Below are 20,074 nucleotides of genomic sequence, written 5' to 3'. Positions count from 1 at the left end.
CAGTTGTGTTCCGCAACCGTTTAAAGTTTAGTGAATGTGTTGACGTTTTGTTCAGCGTAACATCAGAACGCTGCACTCCTCGCCGGCTTCAGCCGCCGGTGCGAAGGGTGGGCGCACGATCAGGCCATTGGCATCGGCGAGCAACCTCAACATCGAGGAATCCTGGATGCCGAACGGTGTTGCGATCAACGCCCCCGCATCTTCGCGGACCACGGCGCGCACATAGTCCTGCCTGAGATCGTTGGCGTGCATTGCGACGCCTAACCGGGCCGTGCGGATTTCCTGCCGGCAGGACCGGCCGCCCAGCCGCGCCAGAAGCGGCTTCAGGAACAGCTGCGAGCAGACCAGGCTTGCGACCGGATTGCCGGGCAGGCCGATGCAGCGAATGTCGCCGAGCCGGCCAAACATCAGCGGCTTGCCGGGACGCATGGCGATCTTCCAGAAGTCAAGCTGCATGCCTTCGCCGGTCAGCACGTCATGGATCAAGTCGTGGTCGCCGACGGAGGCGCCGCCAAGCGTGACGATGACGTCGGCGCCGGCCTTGACCGCCTTCTTGACCAGGGCCGCAATCGCGTCCTTGCGGTCGGCGGCGATGCCGAGGTCGAGCGCGCGCGCGCCGACCGACTGGGCCGTAGCTGTGACGCCATAGGCATTCGACGAGATGATCTGGTCGGGGCCGAGCGCGCTGCCCGGCGGCAGCAATTCGTCGCCGGTGGCGATGATGGCGAGCAGCGGCTGCCGCACCACGTTGAGACTCGGATGGTTGGCCGATGCCGCCAGCGAAAGCGCCGCCGGATCGAGCTGGCGGCCTTTTTCGAGGAGCAGGTCGCCCTCGCAGAAGTCGAGGCCGCGGCGACGGACGTTTCGTCCCTCCGCGGTCGGCTCGGTCACTTCGATGCCGCCGCCGCCGAGATCGCGGACATTCTCCTGGATAACGATGGTATCGGCGCCTTCGGGGAGCGGCGCGCCGGTGAAGATGCGCACGGCCTCGCCCTTGCCGACAGAGCCGGTGAAGCCACGCCCGGCGGGGGCCATGCCGATCACGGAGAGCCGGGCCGGCGCCGAGGCTACGTCGGCGGCCCGTACGGCGTAGCCGTCCATCGCCGACGCATTGAAGGGCGGCTGGGTGCGCAGAGCCACCACGGGGTCGGCCAGGACCCGGCCGGCCGCGTCGGCCAGCGGCACGCTTTCGCCTGGCAGCGCGGTCGCGCCGTCCAACAGGCGTTGGAGCGCCTCGGCGACCGGAAGCAAAGCCATGCTAAGGACCTGCCTTGTAGTCGCCCGACTTGCCGCCGGTCTTCTCGACCAGCCTGATGCCGGAAATTGCCATGGCGCGGTCCGCTGCCTTGGCCATGTCGTAGATGGTGAGGCAGGCAACCGACGCCGCGGTCAGCGCCTCCATTTCGACCCCGGTCTTGCCGGTAACCCTGGCAAGCGCGGTGACCCTCAGGCCGGGAAGCGCGTGATCGGGCTCGATCTCGACGGCAACCTTGGTCAGAAGGAGGGGATGGCAAAGCGGGATGAGCTCATGCGTCTTCTTGGCCGCCATGATGCCGGCGAGGCGCGCCGTGCCAAGCACGTCGCCTTTCTTGGCGTCGCCGGCCAGGATCATCTCCAGCGTTTCCGGCTGCATGGTGACATACCCTTCGGCGATGGCCGTGCGCGTCGTCTCGGCCTTGCCGCCGACATCGACCATGTTGGCTTCGCCCTTGGCGCCGAGATGCGTAAGCGCAGGCATCCTCAAACGGCCTCGGCCGGCGCCTTGCCCGTCAGCAGAAGGGCGGTCGCGGCGGCCACGTCGGGCTGCCGCATCAGGCTTTCGCCAACCAGGAAGGTGCCGATCTTGCTCTTTTCCAGCCGGCGGCAGTCCTGATGGGTGAGGATGCCGCTCTCGCTGACCAGCAGCCGGTCGGCCGGGACCATGGCGGCAAGCCGCTCGGAAACGTCGAGACTGGTTTCGAAGGTTCTCAAATCGCGGTTGTTGATGCCGATCAGCCGCGACGAGAGGCGAAGCGCGCGTTCCATCTCCTGTCCGTCATGCACCTCGACCAGCGCGTCCATGCCGAGATCGAAGGCCGTGGCTTCCAATTCACTGGCCAAGGCGTCGTCGACGCTCGCCATGATGATGAGGATCGCGTCCGCGCCCCAGGCGCGGGCTTCATGAACCTGATACGGGTCGAAGAGGAAATCCTTGCGCAGGGCGGGCAGGCTAACGGCGGCGCGCGCTGCGGTCAGAAAGCCGGGCGCGCCCTGGAAGGACGGTGCGTCGGTCAGCACCGAAAGACAGGCAGCACCGCCTTGCTGGTAGGCCCTGGCGAGCGCCGGCGGGTCGAAGTCGGCGCGGATCAAGCCCCTGGAAGGGCTGGCCTTCTTGATCTCCGCAATCAGCGCGAAGCCGCCGGCCTTCCGCTTGGCCTCAAGCGCCGCAAGGAAGCTGCGCGGGGGTTCCGCATCCTTGGCCTTCGCCTTGACCTCGGCAAGCGGCGCGCTGAGCTTCGCGGCGGCGATCTCATCGCGCTTGTAGGCTTCGATCTTGCGCAGGATATCGGACAAAATTCTAACCGTTCGAAATCTCGATGAGCTTGTCGAGCACCGCCAGCGCCCGGCCGCTGTCGATGGCCTGCGCTGCTGCCTCGATGCCATCGCCGAGCGTCGTTGCCTTGCCGGCCACCACCAGCCCGGCGCCGGCATTCATCAGCACGGTATCGCGATAAGCGCCGGCAGCGCCGCCCAGCATATCGCGCAATGCCCTGGCGTTGTAGGCCGCTTCGCCGCCGCGCAGGTCTTCCTTGTTATGCCGCTTCAGTCCGACTGCTTCCGGAGTGAGGGTAAACGTGCGGATCTCGCCGCCGGCGAGCTCTGCGACCTGCGTCTCGCCCGTGGTGGTGATCTCGTCATAACCGTCGCCGTGCACGACCCAGGCATGATCGGTGCCCAGCGCCTTCAGCGTCTCAGCTACCGGCATGATCCATTCGGGCAGGAAGACGCCAACCATCTGCCGGCCGACGCCGGCTGGATTCGACAGCGGCCCGAGCAGATTGAAGATAGTGCGCGTGCCGAGCTCGCCCCGGACAGGACCGACATGCTTCATCGCCGGATGATGCGCTGGCGCGAACATGAAGCCGACGCCGGCCTCCTGGATGCAGCGGCCGATCGTGTCCGGTGCGATGTCGACCTTGACGCCGAGCGCCATCAGCACATCCGCCGCGCCGGTCAGCGAGGACAGGCCGCGATTGCCGTGCTTGGCCACCGGGACACCCGCGGCGGCGATGACGAATGCCGATCCGGTCGAAATGTTGACCGAATGCGAATTGTCGCCGCCGGTGCCGACGATGTCGATGGCGCCGCGCGGGGCTTCGACGCGGAGCATCTTGGCGCGCATCGTGGCGACCGCGCCGGAGATCTCGCTCACGGCCTCGCCGCGCACGCGCAGCGCCATCAGGAAGCCACCGATCTGCCCCGGCGTCGCGTCGCCCGACATGATGATGTCGAAGGCCTCGCGCGCTTCCTCGAAGGAGAGCGCGGTGCCGGTCGCGACCTTGGCAATATATGTCTTAAGCGCGCTCATCGTGTCTGTGCTTGGGAAACGGCGGCCGGATCGATACGAACGTCATATTGCGACTGCAGCTGCGCCACCAACTGATCGAGCAGATCGTCGGATATGCCGGCGCTGAAAGATTTCTGCGCGTCTTCCGGGACAGAGCTGCCATCGGCACCGGCAGGTTCGAAGACTTCGGCAACCTTGAACAGGATCTGACCGTCGCCGGTGGGCGAGGGGATCAGGCCCGTGCCGCCTTCGCCGACGCCGAACATGGCCGCCGCGCCCTCCTTGCCGAAATCGGCATCGTCGGCGTCGCGCTTCAGGCCGCGCTTGGTCTGCTTCTCGAGCTTAAGCTCGCCCGCGATCACGTCGAGCGTCGCACCGGCCTTGAGGCGCTTTTCCAACTCGCCGGCCTTGGCGATGAGCCGCTTGTCGGTCTCGGCCGCGGTCCAGTCGGCCACCACCTTCTGGCGAACCTCGTCCAGCGTGCGGTCGCGCGCCGGCGTGATCGACTGGACTTCATAGAAAACGAAGCCGTTGGCGGCAGTGGTCAGGCCTTCATTCTCGGTGTTCGGCTCGGCCTCGAAGACGGCCTTGATGAGGTCCGCCGATTGCGGCAAGTCGTTGACGATCGTGCCGTTCGGCCGCTGGCCGGTGCGGTCGATGGCGTCGATGGTGACGACCTTGAGCTTTAGCTTGTCGGCCGCCTGGGCAAGCGAGGCACCGGAAGCGCGGGTGTCCTCGTAGCTGTCGTGGACGTCGAGCAGGACGCGGCTTGCCTCGCCGAGCGCAAGATCCTTGCGGATCTGGTCGGACACTTCCGAAAGCGGCTTCACCACCTGCGGCTTGATTTCGGTGACGCGCAAGAGCACCGGGCCGAAGGCGCCCTGAACCACCGGGCTGACCTCGTTGACGTTGAGCGAGAAGGCTGCGTCGGCCACCGCCTTGTCGGCGATCTTGTCCTTTGCCAGCGTGCCGAGCACGGTGTCGGCCTGCGTCTTGCCCTCTGCGGTGACGATCTTGTCGAAGGTGGCGCCGGCCTTCAGGGAGTCAAATGCCGCCTTGGCCGCGTCCGGCGTCTTGAACACCAGCTGTTCGATGGTGCGCATTTCGGGTGTCGTATAGCGCGCCTTGTTCTTGTTGTAGTCGTCAGCGACCTGCTGATCGGTCACCGCCGTCGGGTCCATGATGTCCTGCGGCTCAAGCCGGATATAGGAGAATTTGCGGTATTCCGGCGCCGCGTAGTTCTTCTTGTTGGCTTCGAAATAGGTTTTCAGCGCGCTGTCGGACGGCGCCTCGATCGGCTGGACGAGTGTCTTCGGCAGGACGAGATAGTCGATCGTGCGGTCCTCGCCGCGATAGAGCGCGACCGCCTTCAGGAAGGTCTGCGGCGCCTTGAGGCCGTCGGAAATCGCCTCGACGATCTGTTGGCGGACCGCCACCTGCGAGCGGTTCTTCAGATAGTCCTCGGGTCGCATGCCGATCTGGCTCAGCAGATATTCGAAGGTCCTGCGGTCGAACTGGCCGCCTGGACCCTTGAAGGCCGGATCCTCGCGCGTCAGCTCGGCCAGCCGGTCCTTGGAAAGGCCAAGCCCGAGCTTGCGAGCCTGCTCGTCGAGAACGGCGCCGGAGACGAGCTGCGCCAGAACCTGGTTGTCGAGGCCGAGCAGCTTAGCCTGTTCATGCGTGATGCGCTGGCCATATTGCTGCGACAGCAGGTTGATCTGGCGATCGTAGGCGAGGCGGTATTCGTTGATCGAAACCGTGGTGCCGCCGGCGGTAATCACCGAATGATGGCCAGCCAAGCTTCCCGACAGGCGCCCGGAAATACCCCAGACGGCAAAGCTCACCACCAGCAAGGACAGCAAAGCTTTCGCGACCCAGGTGCCCGCCGCGCTTCTCAAAATACCAAGCATGCCCACTTCCGATCTTTGCGCATTTTCGCATGCGCCGACTCTGAAACAAGCGCAATAGCGTCCTTCCGGCCCACTGTCGATTGCTTTGTGGCCCGATTTTGGTAGTGAGGGCGCTGCCTTATGTTGCCTGGAGAACTCGACGCCATGACCCCTGGAATCCGTCCGCTCGTTGCCGGCAACTGGAAAATGAACGGCACCAGCGCCTCGCTCAACGAGTTGAGGATGATCGGCAACGGCTTCATGAGCGGCCTCGATGCGGAGACGGAAGCCCTGGTCTGCGTTCCGGCCACCTTGCTTCACCAGGCCGCAGAGATCCTTTCGCGGACACCGGTTCGCGCCGGCGGCGAGGATTGCCACCCCAAGGAGAGCGGCGCCTATACGGGTGAGATTTCGGCCGAGATGCTGAAGGATGCCGGCGCAAGCCATGTCATCGTCGGCCACTCCGAGCGGCGCGAGCAATGCGGCGACGACGATGCGATCGTCAATGCCAAGGCTTCGGCCGCCTGGCGGGCAGGGCTGGTGGCCATCATCTGCATCGGCGAGACGCGCGCCGAGCGTGAAGCCGGCGCGACGCTCGATGTCCTGTCGCGGCAGCTCGACGGTTCCGTGCCGGCGAGCGCCACCGCCGCCAACACCATCATCGCTTACGAGCCCGTCTGGGCCATCGGCACCGGCTTGACGCCGACCGCGGCCGACGTCGCCGAGGCGCATGCCCATATCCGTGGCAAGCTGACGGCGCTGCTCGGCGATGCCGCGGCCAGAATGCGCATTCTCTATGGCGGTTCGGTCAAGCCGTCCAATGCTGTGGAGCTGCTCGGCGTCGAGAATGTCGATGGCGCGCTGGTCGGCGGCGCAAGCCTGAAGGCGGCCGACTTCCTCGCCATTGCCGAAGCCTATATGCACATGTCATAGCCGCAGACGGCGGCAGGGGCGCGGCCCAAATCGTTGCAATGGCCGGATTGCTCCCCATATTCCCGGCCACGGGCTTGGAAATGCCGCCAAAGCATTGTAAGGAACCGCCTCCAAATCACCGGTCGTATGCGCGGTCGCGCAAGGCCTCGCCAGGATAAATTATGGAAACGGTACTGATCGTCGTTCATCTTATGGTCGTGCTCGCCCTTGTCGGCGTGGTGCTGCTGCAGCGCTCCGAAGGCGGCGGTCTCGGCATTGGTGGCGGTTCCGGTTTCATGACGGCGCGGGGCGCAGCCAACGCGCTTACCCGCGCGACTGCAATCCTGGCCGCGGCCTTCTTCGTGACCTCGCTCGCGCTCTCCATCCTTGCCCGCTACGGCGAGAAGCCGATCGACATCCTCGACAGGGCACCGGTTTCGACCTCGGGCAATGCCGGCAAGGGCGTGCTCAACCAATTGCCGGGCGCCACCGGTCCGGTGGGCAGCTCGCAGCCGGCGGCTCCGGCTGGCGGCACCGCGCCGGCCGCCCCGTCGGGCGGCACGACAACCACGACGCCGCTGACGAATGGCGGCGCCTCCACGGCTCCGGCCACTGCTCCCGCAGCACCGGCGCCCGCGAATCCGACCACGCCGCCGGCCGCGAATGGCGTTACCTTGCCGGTCACCCCGCAGGTTCCGAACCAGTAGCCGGACAAGCATTGCCGCCGCGATCTGTTGTTCTTTGAACACAGTCGCGGCAAATGCCGCTCGATCACGAAGATTCAACCAAATGTAACACGTCGCTCAGCTTGAGGGTGCGCTGGCTAATCGATTATAGATTGCGCGCGGCACTTTTCGGCGTCCTTGGGGGGCGCCGGGCGACGCCGTTGGGCAACTAGCATAGAAAATCGGATCTTCGCCATGCAGCTTCGCAGCTTCATCCTTTTGGGATTCTGTGCCGTATTCGGCATGGGCTCCGCGGCCTTTGCCTCACCGGCAAACCTGGCCGCTTCGCCGTCGGTAGAGAAGACCGACGCAATTCCCGTCGCCGCCAAGAGCGACGCATCGCAGCTGAGGCTTCTCAAGAAGAAGAAAAACCCGACTCCGGACGACCTCGCGCAGATCGAAAAGCTCGAGGCCAAGATCGCTGCCGACAAGGAAGCGGCCAAGCAAAAGGCGCTCGAAGCCCGCAAGCTGGCGATGCGCGAGGCGGCCAAGGCCAAGGCGGATGCGGCGCGTCAGGAATGGCTCTCCAAAAAGGGTTCGGCCGCGCCGGCCGAAGTGGCTGATGCGAAGCCCGGGAAGAAGACCGTCAAGATCATCGAACCGATCATGCCCGTGGCGCCGATCGCCTCGCTCCAGGCCGAGGAGCCCATCCCGGCCGACGCGATGAACATCACGGCCACCGGCAACAACGGTGAGTTGCGCAGCGAACAGCCCGGCCAGAAGCGGGCGAGCAGCGGCGGGCTGTTCGCCGGCCTGTTCGGGGGGTCCTCGGTGACCTCGATCAACTATCTGCCGGAGACCCGCGCGCTTGATTCGGCGCTCGCCAAGAAGGATGCCAAGAGGCCGTTCAAGGTGAAGCCGGAGTTCGTGCCGCAGGACGTCGCCTTCACCGGCTATGAGCCCGGGACGATCGTCATCGACACGACTGCTCGCCGTCTCTACCTCGTCGAATCGTTTTCCACCGCGCGCCGCTACGCCATCGCAGTCGGCCGTGAAGGCCTTCAGTTCAAGGGGACGGTGGCCGTCGGCGACAAGCAGGAATGGCCGCGCTGGATCCCGACGCTCGACATGCAGAAGCGCGAGCCGAAGCACTATGGCCAGTACAAGGACGGCATGCCCGGTGGCGGCGAAAACCCGCTCGGCGCGCGCGCCATCTACCTCTATGACGGCAAGAAGGACACGCATCTGCGCATCCACGGCACCATTGCACCGCAGTCGATCGGAACCAGCGCCTCCAACGGCTGCTTCCGCATGATCAACGAGCACGTCATGGATCTCTACAGCCGCGTCAAGGTCGGCACCAAGGTCGTTATTATCTAACGCGTTCAAGCCAACTGCCGAAAGGGCCGGCACCACCGGCCCTTTTTCTTTGATCGAAGCGCGTCGCGTTGAAAGATGCTGGCGCCGCGCTTTCGAGTCTTTGTTCTGCTGCCTGCCGTTCTCCCAAAACCACTGCACAGTTTTGGGCGGCATGCTTCAGAGAATGCTCCTCCGGGCACCAGCGCCATTTTGGGAAAAAGCCTTCGCGGCGGTTTTTTCTCTGGCGGAATCAATCAGGCCGCGTTAAGCGATGACTCCCATGGCGCGATATGTATTCATCACAGGCGGCGTGGTTTCCTCACTCGGAAAGGGCATCGCCGCAGCAGCTCTTGGGGCTCTTCTGCAGGCGCGTGGCTATCGCGCGCGGATAAAAAAGCTCGATCCCTACCTCAATGTCGACCCCGGAACGATGTCGCCGTATCAGCATGGCGAAGTGTTCGTGACCGACGACGGCGCCGAGACCGATCTCGATCTCGGCCATTATGAGCGTTTCACCGGCCGCTCGGCCAACCAGCAGGACAACATCACCACCGGCCGCATCTACAAGAACATCATCGAGCGCGAGCGGCGCGGCGACTATCTCGGCGCGACGGTGCAGGTGATCCCGCACGTCACCGACGAGATCAAGCACTTCGTCCTCGAGGGCAATGACGATTACGACTTCGTGCTGTGCGAGATCGGCGGCACGGTCGGCGACATCGAGGCGATGCCGTTCCTGGAGGCGATTCGCCAGCTCGGCAACGACCTGCCGCGCAACAACGCGGTCTATGTGCATCTCACCCTGATGCCGTACATCCCTACCGCCGGCGAATTGAAGACCAAGCCGACGCAGCATTCGGTCAAGGAATTGCGCGGCATCGGCATTGCGCCCGACATCCTTCTGGTGCGCGCCGACCGGCCGATCCCCAAGGAAGAGCGCCGCAAGCTTTCGCTGTTCTGCAATGTGCGCGAGAGCGCCGTCATCCAGGCGCTCGACGTGCCGCACATCTACGACGTGCCGATGGCGTATCACAAGGAAGGGCTGGATTCCGAGGTGCTTGCCGCCTTCGGCATCGATCCGGCGCCGAAGCCGCGGATGGAGCCGTGGCAGGCGCTCTCCAGCCGCATCCACAATCCGGAAGGCGAGGTGACGATTGCCGTCGTCGGCAAATACACCGGCCTCAAGGACGCCTACAAATCGCTGATCGAGGCGCTGTCGCATGGCGGGCTTGCCAACCGCGTCAAGGTCAAGCTCGACTGGATCGAGAGCGAGATCTTCGAGAAGGAAGACCCGACGCCGTGGCTGGAGAAGGTGCACGGCATTCTCGTTCCCGGCGGTTTCGGCGAGCGCGGCTCCGAGGGCAAGATCCTGGCCGCGAAGTTCGCGCGCGAGCGCAAGGTGCCTTACTTCGGCATCTGCTTCGGCATGCAGATGGCCTGCATCGAGGCTGCGCGGTCGCTCGCCGGCGTCGAGCATGCCTCTTCCACCGAATTCGGCCCGACCGAGGAGCCGGTGGTCGGCCTGATGACGGAATGGCTGAAGGGCAACATGCTGGAGAAGCGCAGGGCTACCGGCGATCTCGGCGGCACCATGCGCCTCGGCGCTTATCAAGCCGACCTCGCCAAGGGATCGAAGATCGCCGAGATCTACGGCGACACGCAGATCTCCGAGCGCCACCGGCACCGCTACGAGGTGAACATCGACTACAAGCAGCGGCTTGAGGATTGTGGCCTGGTCTTTGCCGGCATGTCGCCAGACGGGGTGCTGCCGGAGACGGTGGAATATCCCGACCATCCCTGGTTCATCGGCGTGCAGTACCACCCTGAACTGAAGAGCCGCCCGCTCGAGCCGCACCCGCTGTTTGCAAGCTTCATCGAAGCGGCGGTGGAGCAGTCGCGGCTGGTCTGAACGATCGGCCGGCGACCATGCGAACTTACGTCGCGCTGCTCTACAGCATCATCCTGGGCGAGGGGCGGCGCGTTGTCATGTCCGAGCTCAAGGCGATGGCCGAAGCCATCGGGCTGAAAAACGTCCGCACGCTGGTCGCCACGGGTAATCTGGTCTTCGAGGCGCGGACGGCCAGCGTTTCCGGTCTCGAACGGCGGCTGGAAAAGGCCTTCGAAGAGACTTTCGGCCGCCATGTCGATATCATCGTGCGCGACGCAGAAGACTGGCTGAAGCTTGCTGCCGCCAATCCGTTCCCGGACGAATCGGCAAAAGCCGGCGATCAGGTTGCGGTGCGGGTGATGCGCCGGCCGGCGCCTGAAGAAGCCGCAGCGGCTCTTACAGCCTATGCCGCCGCGGACGAGAAGGTGCTGTCGGTCGACGGCGATATTTGGGTCGTCTTTTCGCGCGAGCGGCCAAGCTCGCGGCTGCTCGCCGCAGCAAACCACAAGCGCATGGGGATCGGCACATCGCGCAACTGGAATACGGTGCGCAGACTGTCCGAGATGGTCGCCAAATAGGTTGAAATAAGGGTGGCTTTCGCCGCCCCGACTACTCAAGTCTCAACCCTCCGCGCCGGAGCAGGGCGAATCCGATTCCTCGATCGTTCACCGAAATCTGAGGCAGGCGACCGTTCCGATGAAACTGAAATCTGAGGCAGGGCGACCGTTCCGATGAAAGGCCGCTGAGAAGCACCTTCACGCAATCTGGAGATGATTCTCCTTTCGAGAAGCTGGCGCAAAACGGGAGATTTGATAAGGTTTGCTCAAGTCTACATGTCAGGGGGCATCGTGAGTTTGTGAGCAAATCTCACCCAGGCTTACAAGTGCCTAGCCGCAAAGCATTGCTTGAGCTGCTTGCGCTCGTGAAGCCGACGATCGTTATTCTTGCGATTCTTGCTGCCTGTGCCCTGACCGTTGGGCCAACGCAGGCTCAGACGATCTCCGATCAAATTGGTTCGGTGGTGTCGGATCAGAACGAAATCATCCGGCGCTACTCGGCCCCGCGAAAGCCCGGCACGATCGATCTTTCGGTTTCCGATGCCCGCAAGGAAACCCCACCCGCTGCGGCTCGAAAAATAAAGTTCATCTTGCGATCGGTAACGGTTCGAGGCGCCGTCACGGTCGCAAATGAAACACTTCGAGCTGCCTGGGCCGGGGATCTGAACAAAAGGATCAGCCTCGCAGAAGTCTACGCGATCGCGGAGAGGATCGACGCCATCTACCACCGGGAAGGATATTTCTCGTGGGCGGTCGTGCCCAAGCAGGACGTCTCTTCCGGTAACGTGGTCATCATTCTGTATGAATCCTACGTGCGAAAGGTCACCATCAAGAGTGCTGTGCCCAACGTCGAGGAACGTCTGCGGCCCTATATCGATCGCATCGTAGCCATGCGTCCGATCCGCATCAAGGAAGCCGAGCGCGTACTGCTGTTGATGAGCGACCTTGCCGGCCTGACGATTGAAGGCGTCTTCACGCGTCCCGAAACGCCCTCGGCGGGCGGGGATCTGAAGTTGGACATCAGCTTCAACCGTGCCAGCGCAACAGGGATATTCGATAATTTTGGCAGCGACGCGGTCGGTCCGTACCAGCTGACCGGCACCGGTACCTTAAACGATGCGCTGAGGCTGTTTGAGGCGACGAAAATCGTTGGGGTCACCATTCCCGCCAGCCCGGACGAGCTCAAATTCGTCCTCGGCTCGCAGGATGTTCCGGTAGGGTATGACGGATTGCATGTGGGCTACAGCCTCGGCCATGTATCTTCCGAACCCGGCGGCGATCTCGGGCCCCTCGAACTCGATATTCAGTCGACCTTCGGGACAGTCTATGCCAACTACCCCTTCCTGCGGACAATCGATCATAGTCTTTTCGGCCGGATTGAGCTGAACTTCAAAGACAACTCGCTGGACGCTAGCGGGCAAAGGGCGACGGACGAAGACCTGCGATGGCTGGCAACGTCCCTGAACTATATCGGCGAGCTGGACAAGGGCGCCATTTCGTTGACCGGCACTTTCGGCCAAGGTCTCGACGCCCTCGGCGCGAGCGACAGCAGCAACCCCCATGCGCCGCGTGAAGGCGTTCCCGACGACTATCGGTTTTTCCGCGCCGATCTCGACCTGCGCAAGGAGATCGTCTCGCTCACCACCATTCGTCTTCGCGTCGCTGCCCAGTATGCGCCCACGGCGCTTCCATCGGCGGCGCAACTCGTGCTCGGCGGCGATCCCTATGGGCTGGCCTTCGACGGCTCGGCGGCTTCCGGCGACAGTGGGATAGCCTCCGCGCTGGAACTGGGGCGAAACATCCAACTCCCGGAATCTTCGCCCTTCTCGAATTTGAACGTGTTTGCCTTCGTCGACTATGGCGCGATCTGGAACCACGACACGGGCGTGGATTACACCGAGGCAGAACTGGGCTCGGCCGGGGTGGGGGTGGCAGCTTCTGTCGGACAACACCTCAATGCAAGGGCGATAGTCGCAATACCGTTCCAAGACAGCCAAGAGCTGGCCGATACCGGCACGCGATTCCTGTTCCAACTCATCGGTTCATATTAGACTAGAGCGATGCCGGGAAAGCCCGACACAGAGTTCCGCCGTGCTTCAAACGAGGAGACGGAGCGGCTCACAACGGGTGAGCCGCTGCAAAATTGTCGAGCCGTCTCGGCTCTCATCCGGCATTCAGTGGGGGTTGGGCGGCGTATACGGCTGGCCAAGAGCCTCTGAAACCGCAACAAATACACGCGTTGCAGGCGAAGAGCAGACCGTGTCGCGTGGATCGTCGGTCAGCGTCGGCTCCGCCTTGCAATCGCCGGAAGCAATGTCGCTGTTGGTCTGGACCACGGCGGCTATGTCCGCACCTGCCTTGTAAAACAAGGTCGTGTTGTAGCCTGGCAGTTCGCCCGTATGGCCCACCCAGCCGCCGATGCAACCGACGCCGATCCCGTAGCCGGCCGCGCCCGGGAAGGTCAGCCGCTCCTTCTGCGCAGCTGCCCCCAGCAAGCCGTTCCCGGTGCCCAGTGCCCGAGCATAAACCAGCAAATCGTCGATATTGGAAATCAGTTCCCCTGCAGTCCATCCCCAGGATGGGTTCCAGTTCGTCGCGTTGCTTGGTGCATCCGGCTTGGCAAAATCCCCCTGCAGGGTAAAGCCCTGAGCATAGGGCACCGGCAAATCCACCGAGTCGCCCGGCCAGGACGTATTCTTGAGCTTCAGCGGATCAAAGATCTGCTCCTTGAAAACCTCGCCGACGGTCTTTCCAGTAACCTGCTCCATGACCATGCCGAGCAGGATCGTGTTGGTGTTCGAATAGTTGAACGAGGCTCCGGGCTCGAAGAGAGGCGATTCTGCCACGCCGATGGCTACCAGCTCCTTGGGCGTGAAGATCGTTTGAGGCTTGGAGAACAAGACATCCTGGAATTTTGCACTTTGGGTATAGCTCGCAATGCCGCTGGTCATATCGGCGAGCTGGCGGAGCGTGATCCGATCGCCATTGGGGATGCCGGGCACGTATTTCTGGATCTTGTCGTCAAGCGACAGCTTCCCAGCTTCGGCCAGCTGCATGATCGCCGTGCCGGTGAATGTCTTGGTAACTGAACCTATGCGCGTGTGCATCCCCACAGCCATGGGTGTGCCGGCGGAAGGGTCGGCCTTGCCATACGCCGCCTTCCATGTTCCGGAAGGTGTCACCACGCCGACGATGACACCTGGTGCCGCCGTCTTGGGCAGCGCGGATCGAACCGCAGCGTCAAGCTTCGCGCTGAGCTCCGAGGGCAGCGGCGTTGCCTTCGCCGGAACCGACCCATCGGCAATCACTTTTTCGATGTTCGCAACGCATCGCGCGCTATCGGTTGCGAATGCGTTTTGGGAGGAAAAAGCAAACAGGGCGACGGAACCGATGCAGCGGACGATCAGACGAAACCCATTCTCTTCCATTGCCATTCTCCACATTTAGAAAAAGGTCGGACGAACATCATGGTGAGCAGTTAAGGATCGAAAAGTCGGGCGCAGGGCGTTTTGGAGCTCTTGGCGGGGAAGCGCACAGCGCCGGCGTTGGTTGGCGAGCGCAAGTTCGTCTAAACGAGCATTCTCAACCCGGACGGGAACTCGCCTCTCCAACTTGCGCCCTCCGCATAAACTACGTTCCGAGGCAAAGATACGATAAGATGAGGTCCGGAGCCAAGGTGTATCGCTGGGCGTGGAGCGCTTTGGCAGAACTCGCCTAGCTAAGCACGGCGTTAGTGCCAGCAAATGGTGCTCGGCGGCTTGGAGAATGGCGATGTTCGACTTCGAAAATCTTGGTCAGAAGCGACAAGCGGGAATTCTTGCGAAAGTATCGGAGACTTCCACCTTTCCGGTGACACGAAGGCACGTCCTCGCAAGCTCAACCCTGCCGTTTCTCGTCGCCTTTGCCGGTGTTCGGCGGGCAGCCGGCGGATCGCAGGATCCGGTGTTTCAATTGACCAAAAGCCAGGTTCCTGATCGCAGGGTCGCGCTCCTTCAATGCGTGCTCGAGGACAAAGGGTTTTACTCTTCCGATGTTGATGGATTGTTTGGCCCGCAAACAGAGAGCGCCACGAAGGCCTTCCAGGCGGCGCATGGGATAACCGCTGACGGTGTCGTGAGCATTCGGACCGGCAAAGCGCTGGGGTTGCCGTTTTGGGACACGAACATCATGCGCCGTCTGGATCCGCCTTTTCGTGACGATGCGAAATATGCGCAAGGCACTCAATTCGACTTCAGAAGCCTGGCCGGCCTTGGCAACTTCTTCAGCGGCCAACCGGACGCCGACTACGACTCGTCAAATACGCTTACTCGAAGAGCTCTCCGAACCAACAATCCGGGTGCCATCAACATCTCCAATTGGCAGAGAGACAGCATGAACGGATATATGGGATGCACGTTGCCGGATCGTCATGGAAATCAAACTGCCATATATGAGGCCCCGGAGTACGGAGTAGGCGCTTGGGGATTCCTGCTACGAAAAATATACTTTAATGGCAGCAAGGATAAGGTCACCGTCGGCGCCATTGTCGACAAGTATCGAGGTAAGAATTCTCGCGATCCTTATATCGATGGCTATAAGAGATACTCGGCCGGAAAATTTTCTGAGGAATACGAGGTCGATCTATATAACAACGCGATTTTGGCAAGGTTGGCTATCGCGTCTTACTCTCACGAATTCGGTTCCTGGTATCCTCTCACGGACGACCAGCTTATGGCGGGCTTTGCTGTTACGGACGGCTATATAGACGCAACAGGCAAGGACGTGGTCGTCGTGTCTCCTGAAGAAATGGATCCTACCATCTACATCATTGAGCCCGAGCTCGAACTGCCCTGACGCATCTGTTTCGAGCGCAAGGACGCCCGCATGGGCTGGCCCGAGATGAGACGAAGTAAATGGGGCGGCTTTCGCCGCCCCGACTGTGTCAAGCCTTGGCCATGCGTGCGCCGGCGCCGAGCGCCATTGTGCGCAGCACATAGTAGACGGCGCCCGCGATCGCGACCCCGAAGAACCAGCCATAGACGCCCCACCAGGACGGCAGCCAGTTGGTGAAGTTGGGCAGGATCGAGGAGAAGATCGCGCCGATGCCGGCGGCGATGAAGGCGTTGACGTGCCAGCCGCCCTGGAAGCGGAACTCGCCATCTTCGCGGTAGAGCGCGTTGACGTCGACCTCGCCCTTACGGATCAGATAATAGTCGACCATCATCACGCCGAAGATCGGCCCCATCGTCGCGCCGATGATGTTGACGAAGGAGGCAGCGCTGCCTTCCCACGGCGCAAACGGATAGAGCACCAGCGCGATCAGCGCCGCGATATAGCCGCCCTTCTTGAAGTCGATCTGACGCGGGAAGACGTTGGAGAAGTCGAAGGCCGGCGAGACGAAGTTCGCCACGACGTTGATGCCCAGGGTCGCCACCGCGAAGGTCAGCGCGGCAAGGGCCGCCAGGAACCAGCTGTCGAATTTGGCCGAGATCTGGTCGGGGTGGAGCAGCACCTCGTGATAGACGTCGTAGGCGGCGATCGTGGTGACGCCGGCGACCAGCGAGAACAGGATCAGGTTGACCGGCAGGCCCCAGATGTTGCCCTTGCGCAGCGCCGCGTTGTTGGGCGCGTAGCGGGCGAAGTCGCAGAAGTTGAGGTAGAGCGCCGAAAAGTAGGTTACCCAGATTGCCGCCACCGCGAACAGCGCGGTCCACGAACCGGGCTCGCCTGGCACGCCGGCATCCTTGGTCCTGTCGAGCAGCACGTCCATCGGAATATCGCTGGTGAAGGCGAAGGTGCCCGACTTGACGCAGAGATAGATCGCCAGGATCAGCATCATCACCCAAACGGCGGGTCCGGCCCAGTCCTGGAAGCGGCGCACCGTTTCCATACCCTTCTGGATGATCAAAAGCTGCAGCGCCCAGATGACGACGAAGCAAATCACCTCCAGCGTGGAATGGCCGAGCAGATGCGAGGTCCTGTTGAACTCGTCGAACCACTGCAGCCGCGTCAGCAGCGCCACGATTGCGCCCGACGCGGCGGCCGTCTGCGCGCCATACCAGAAGCAGGCGACGACGGCGCGCACCAGCGCCGGAACGTTGGCACCCCAGATGCCGAAGGAGGCGCGCGCAAGCACAGGGTAGGGCACGCCGGTCTTCACGCCGGCATAGCCGACAAGGTTCATCAGGAAGTAGATGATCAGCGAGCCGATGCCGATGGCGATGATGAAGTTGACGAAGCCGCCGCAGAACAGAAAAAGGCTCGCGGCGAGATAATAGCCCCAGAGGCTGTGGACGTCGGAAGTCCAGACGTTGAAGATTGAAAACGGCCCCCAGTTCCTGACTGTTGCCGGAGCCAGATCCTCGTTGTAGAGGTCCGGCGAAGCGCCTTGTATAGTCATTGCAACTGTCCCCTTTTGCAAAACGCGGCGACCCGCGTTAACTGGTGAGGGTAAGCCTGCCGCTGGGGAGCCGACAAGCAATCCATTTGCCGGCTTTGGCCTTAAAGTCATTCAATGAGAATCGCGCTTCTCGTCGCGCCAAAACAGGAATCGCCTTACTTGAGTCGGCTTGCCAATCGCGCCCTGTCCGGTTCCGAACTTTTTCGACCAGCAACCAAAATTGTGTGGAACCAAAGCCCTGGACATGCGTTTATGCGGGTTCGGCCGCTTTGCGGTCGACCGGGAGGATAGTGATGGATCGCTTGCATTTCTTTACCCCAGTGCGGATCGCGCGTGGGCAGGGATACCCCTTGGAGGAAGTCGACAGCGTCTCCGAAGCGATGGTGTTCCTGCGGAAGTGGCCAACGGGGAGGCGCGGCCCCGTTTATCAATGCGCCGTGAATTGCTGCTCGGCAGCTATGGCTGGCAAGATGTCGGCTGAGGAGGCGAGAAAGGCTTTTGTCGGCTTTGCCCGCATCACTCGGATTCTCGACGACGAGATGGCGCTGCCTCTGGGTGGCGTTTCGATGGACAATGTCTACGCTCTAAGGCGCTAGCATGTTCGAATCCTTCGGCAGCATCAGACGTCGGCCCGAGGCCGACGACGTCTCGGTGGTGTTGTTTGCTTACTGGCACGAGTTGCTTCGTTTCAATTCTCCCTGAAAGAGCGTGTGAGGGAGGCTTCCACCGGGGCCAGCGGCTGGTCGTGTCACACGCCGGACTGTTCTATCGCCTGCGGCGGCCTCTATCGGCAGATTGTCCACCGGATGCATAACGGCCGGAATATCGTGCAGCGGAACTAAAAATCCCACCGCCCCTTTAGGTATGCAGTGTCGAACGGCGAGGCGTGTTGGCCAGGGACGCCGGCCCCGACGCGGATGCCATCCGGACGGTTGGAGGCGGATTTGGCGGTTGAAGATGTGGCGCGTGCGAAGAGCGGCATGCGCCCCACGGTGATCGCGGTGGCGGCAGTGCCGCTGCTGTTTTTGTTGAGCGGTCTTGCCATCCGCTACGCCGCATTCGCATCGGTGTCGCCGGATCCGAGCCTAGCGGCCTATGCCCGCGCCTTCTGCAAATGGGATTGCTCCTGGTATGTCGGCATTTCCGAACAGGGCTATGAGCGCTTTCCCATTCCTGGCCGCAGCAATGTCGGGCGCTGGGGGTTCTTTCCGCTTTATCCGATGCTGGTGGCGGCGGTCCGCACGATTCTGCCCTTCTCCACGATCGCGATTGCGACGGCGGCATCGCTGGCGTGCGGCTATGTCTCGTGCCTGGTGGCATGGCCGCTCATGGACAGGAATATGCGGGCCTATGTGCTTTATTGCGCCTTCCTGCTGAGCGGCCCGTTCTCGTTCTATTTTGCCACCTTCCTCACCGAGCCGCTCTTCGTGCTTTTGACGTCCTGCCTCTTCCTGGCCCTCAAACGCTCGAATCATCTCGCCGCGGGGTTGTCTTGCGCGCTGCTCTCGGCAACGCGGGTCGTCGGCGTGCTGGCCGTGTTCGCGCTCGTCATTCGCATGTTTGAGGAGCATCGCGCCAAGGGCGGGTCGGCCATCGGCTTCCCACGCTGGCTGCTCGGCCGGCCGGATCTCATCATCGCCATACTCATCTCGCCCGCCGGCCTGTTCGCCTACATGCTCTACCTTTACGTCACGGTCGGGGACGGCTTTGCCTTCGTGCATGTCCAGCGCGCGTTCGGGCGCGTGGCCGGCAACCCGCTGCTGTTCCTCTGGGCGGGGCTGTCCTATCACCCCGGGGCCGGTTGGTGGCCCAGTGCGCCGCAATGGAGCGCGTCGACGGCAATCGTGGGACTGGCGCTGGCGGCGGTGCTCGCGGCGCGCAGGCAAATTGGCGCGGCCCTGTTCTGCGCCATGTCCATCATCCTGCCTTTGACCTCGAATCTGGCTTCGATGGTCCGCTATGTCGTCGGCCTCGCGCCGCTGACGATGCTGACGGCGGTGCTGTTGTCGGGCTCGAAGGCGACATTGGTCGCTGCGCTGATTGTCGTCCTCTTCACCTGCTACTTCATGACCGAGGCCTGGCTTGGAGGCTATCTTGCGCTGGTCTGAGCTGACGGAATCGACCAGGCCGGTAATCCTGGGTGCCGGCTACGCGCTGGCGGGCGCGCTTGCGGCAGCCGAGATCGCCATCCTGGCGCTTGCCCTCAGCCCGAATGTCAACGACGATTACCGCGCCTATTACATCGACAAGACCACCACATGCCTCAACCGGGACGCCGTGGGGCGCTACACGCCAGGCCGGACCGTATCGTTCCGCTCCGACGGCGCCCGGGAAGCAACCACCATGATGGTCTGCGGCTGGTCGGGGCCAGTGGCGGACGGCACCCATTCGCTGGGCGAGAGCTCTCGCCTGCGCCTTGCCCTGCCGCCGCTCCGCGACGGGCTTCGGGCAACGCTGGAAATGGCCGCCGTTATTCGCCCGCCGCAGACCTGGCAGAGGATCGTCGTCTCGGCCAATGGCGCCGAGGTGTATCGGGGGACGCTGTCGGGCGACGTGGCGACAACTGTGTCCTTCGTCATTCCGCACGCCGTGCTGGCTGGCAAGGCGACACTGGACATGGCCATCGACTATCGCGACGGCATTCCGCAAAGCGCCGATGCGAGCAACATCTACAACCGCGCCATCAAGCTGAGATCTTTCCGGTTGGACACGCTTTGATCCTCAGGACGGCCCGTCATCGCGCAGGCGGCGCTCTGCAAAGACCCAGCGATCGAGCACAAGAAGGTTAAGCGCCGGGATGGCCAAGGAAGTGAGGAGAACGGGAACGGCGAGCGGCAGGCCGAATGTCACCGTCAGCAGGTACGGTGCCGCGTAAGCC

17 protein-coding genes are annotated in these 20,074 nt (G+C 62.7%); 10 read left to right on the top strand and 7 right to left on the bottom strand.

The features are described 5' to 3' along the window. Window positions 1–51: 51 nt before the first annotated feature. From glp to EOA32_RS10780, 5 genes are read right to left on the bottom strand one after another with little or no spacing between them, the layout of a single operon-like run. Entirely contained in the window at window positions 52–1,257 is a 1,206-nt protein-coding gene (gene glp, locus EOA32_RS10800) for a gephyrin-like molybdotransferase Glp (RefSeq protein ID WP_128371737.1), read from the bottom strand. A gap of 1 nt (window position 1,258) precedes the next feature. After that, window positions 1,259–1,738, bottom strand: coding sequence for a cyclic pyranopterin monophosphate synthase MoaC (gene moaC, locus EOA32_RS10795; RefSeq protein WP_128371736.1), 480 nt, complete (start codon window positions 1,736–1,738; stop codon window positions 1,259–1,261). Between the two features lie 2 nt (window positions 1,739–1,740). Beyond that, window positions 1,741–2,556, bottom strand: a complete 816-nt coding sequence (trpC, locus tag EOA32_RS10790; protein WP_189407047.1) for an indole-3-glycerol phosphate synthase TrpC — start codon at window positions 2,554–2,556, stop codon at window positions 1,741–1,743. A gap of 1 nt (window position 2,557) precedes the next feature. Beyond that, window positions 2,558–3,568, bottom strand: a complete 1,011-nt coding sequence (trpD, locus tag EOA32_RS10785) for an anthranilate phosphoribosyltransferase (protein WP_095830061.1) — start codon at window positions 3,566–3,568, stop codon at window positions 2,558–2,560. Continuing rightward, window positions 3,565–5,457 carry a peptidyl-prolyl cis-trans isomerase gene (locus tag EOA32_RS10780; RefSeq protein ID WP_128371734.1) on the bottom strand — a complete coding sequence of 631 codons (1,893 nt, stop codon included), beginning with the start codon at window positions 5,455–5,457 and terminating at the stop codon, window positions 3,565–3,567. Before EOA32_RS10780 ends, trpD begins: the two co-directional genes overlap by 4 nt. Window positions 5,458–5,601: 144 nt before the next feature. On the opposite strand from EOA32_RS10780, the gene tpiA reads away from it, so the two are divergent. The 6 genes from tpiA (at window position 5,602) to EOA32_RS10750 (ending at window position 12,868) form a co-directional block, all read left to right on the top strand. Beyond that, a complete protein-coding gene (gene tpiA, locus EOA32_RS10775) occupies window positions 5,602–6,369 on the top strand; it encodes a triose-phosphate isomerase (protein WP_066992805.1) in 768 nt (255 codons plus the stop codon). Between the two features lie 161 nt (window positions 6,370–6,530). Next, window positions 6,531–7,055: a preprotein translocase subunit SecG gene (gene secG, locus EOA32_RS10770; protein ID WP_095827760.1), complete on the top strand. Its 525-nt coding sequence runs from the start codon at window positions 6,531–6,533 to the stop codon at window positions 7,053–7,055. A 213-nt stretch (window positions 7,056–7,268) separates the two neighbouring features. Continuing rightward, complete coding sequence (locus EOA32_RS10765) at window positions 7,269–8,393, top strand: L,D-transpeptidase (RefSeq protein ID WP_066992691.1); 1,125 nt, start codon at window positions 7,269–7,271, stop codon at window positions 8,391–8,393. A gap of 250 nt (window positions 8,394–8,643) precedes the next feature. Beyond that, the gene (locus EOA32_RS10760; protein WP_082953678.1) at window positions 8,644–10,281 is read left to right on the top strand and encodes a CTP synthase; all 1,638 of its coding nucleotides are present in this window, start codon (window positions 8,644–8,646) and stop codon (window positions 10,279–10,281) included. A 17-nt stretch (window positions 10,282–10,298) separates the two neighbouring features. Further along, a complete protein-coding gene (locus EOA32_RS10755) occupies window positions 10,299–10,838 on the top strand; it encodes a DUF1697 domain-containing protein (protein ID WP_066992695.1) in 540 nt (179 codons plus the stop codon). A gap of 323 nt (window positions 10,839–11,161) precedes the next feature. Then, a complete protein-coding gene (locus EOA32_RS10750; RefSeq protein ID WP_128371733.1) occupies window positions 11,162–12,868 on the top strand; it encodes a ShlB/FhaC/HecB family hemolysin secretion/activation protein in 1,707 nt (568 codons plus the stop codon). Between the two features lie 123 nt (window positions 12,869–12,991). Here EOA32_RS10750 and EOA32_RS10745 read toward each other — a convergent pair whose 3' ends face one another. After that, a complete protein-coding gene (locus EOA32_RS10745; RefSeq protein ID WP_095777709.1) occupies window positions 12,992–14,245 on the bottom strand; it encodes a serine hydrolase domain-containing protein in 1,254 nt (417 codons plus the stop codon). A gap of 343 nt (window positions 14,246–14,588) precedes the next feature. On the opposite strand from EOA32_RS10745, the gene EOA32_RS10740 reads away from it, so the two are divergent. Beyond that, complete coding sequence (locus EOA32_RS10740; protein ID WP_245499238.1) at window positions 14,589–15,650, top strand: peptidoglycan-binding protein; 1,062 nt, start codon at window positions 14,589–14,591, stop codon at window positions 15,648–15,650. A gap of 88 nt (window positions 15,651–15,738) precedes the next feature. Here the strand turns inward: EOA32_RS10740 and EOA32_RS10735 are convergent, their stop codons facing one another. Further along, window positions 15,739–17,196 (bottom strand): NCS1 family nucleobase:cation symporter-1, encoded by a 1,458-nt coding sequence (locus tag EOA32_RS10735; RefSeq protein ID WP_066992703.1) that lies wholly within the window; start codon window positions 17,194–17,196, stop codon window positions 15,739–15,741. A 293-nt stretch (window positions 17,197–17,489) separates the two neighbouring features. Here EOA32_RS10735 and EOA32_RS10730 point away from each other — a divergent pair, with 293 nt between their 5' ends. From EOA32_RS10730 to EOA32_RS10720, 3 genes are all read left to right on the top strand, one after another. After that, the gene (locus tag EOA32_RS10730; RefSeq protein ID WP_067319945.1) at window positions 17,490–17,792 is read left to right on the top strand and encodes a DUF982 domain-containing protein; all 303 of its coding nucleotides are present in this window, start codon (window positions 17,490–17,492) and stop codon (window positions 17,790–17,792) included. Window positions 17,793–18,140: 348 nt separating this feature from the next. Beyond that, a complete protein-coding gene (locus EOA32_RS10725; protein WP_128371731.1) occupies window positions 18,141–19,304 on the top strand; it encodes a hypothetical protein in 1,164 nt (387 codons plus the stop codon). Next, window positions 19,291–19,914, top strand: coding sequence for a hypothetical protein (locus tag EOA32_RS10720; protein WP_245418589.1), 624 nt, complete (start codon window positions 19,291–19,293; stop codon window positions 19,912–19,914). The genes EOA32_RS10725 and EOA32_RS10720 overlap by 14 nt, the downstream gene beginning before the upstream one ends. Window positions 19,915–20,074: the final 160 nt, after the last annotated feature.

Source organism: Mesorhizobium sp. M1A.F.Ca.ET.072.01.1.1, assembly GCF_004023325.1.
Classification (GTDB): Bacteria; Pseudomonadota; Alphaproteobacteria; order Rhizobiales; family Rhizobiaceae; genus Mesorhizobium.
This window is presented reverse-complemented; position numbering and strand designations above follow the sequence as displayed.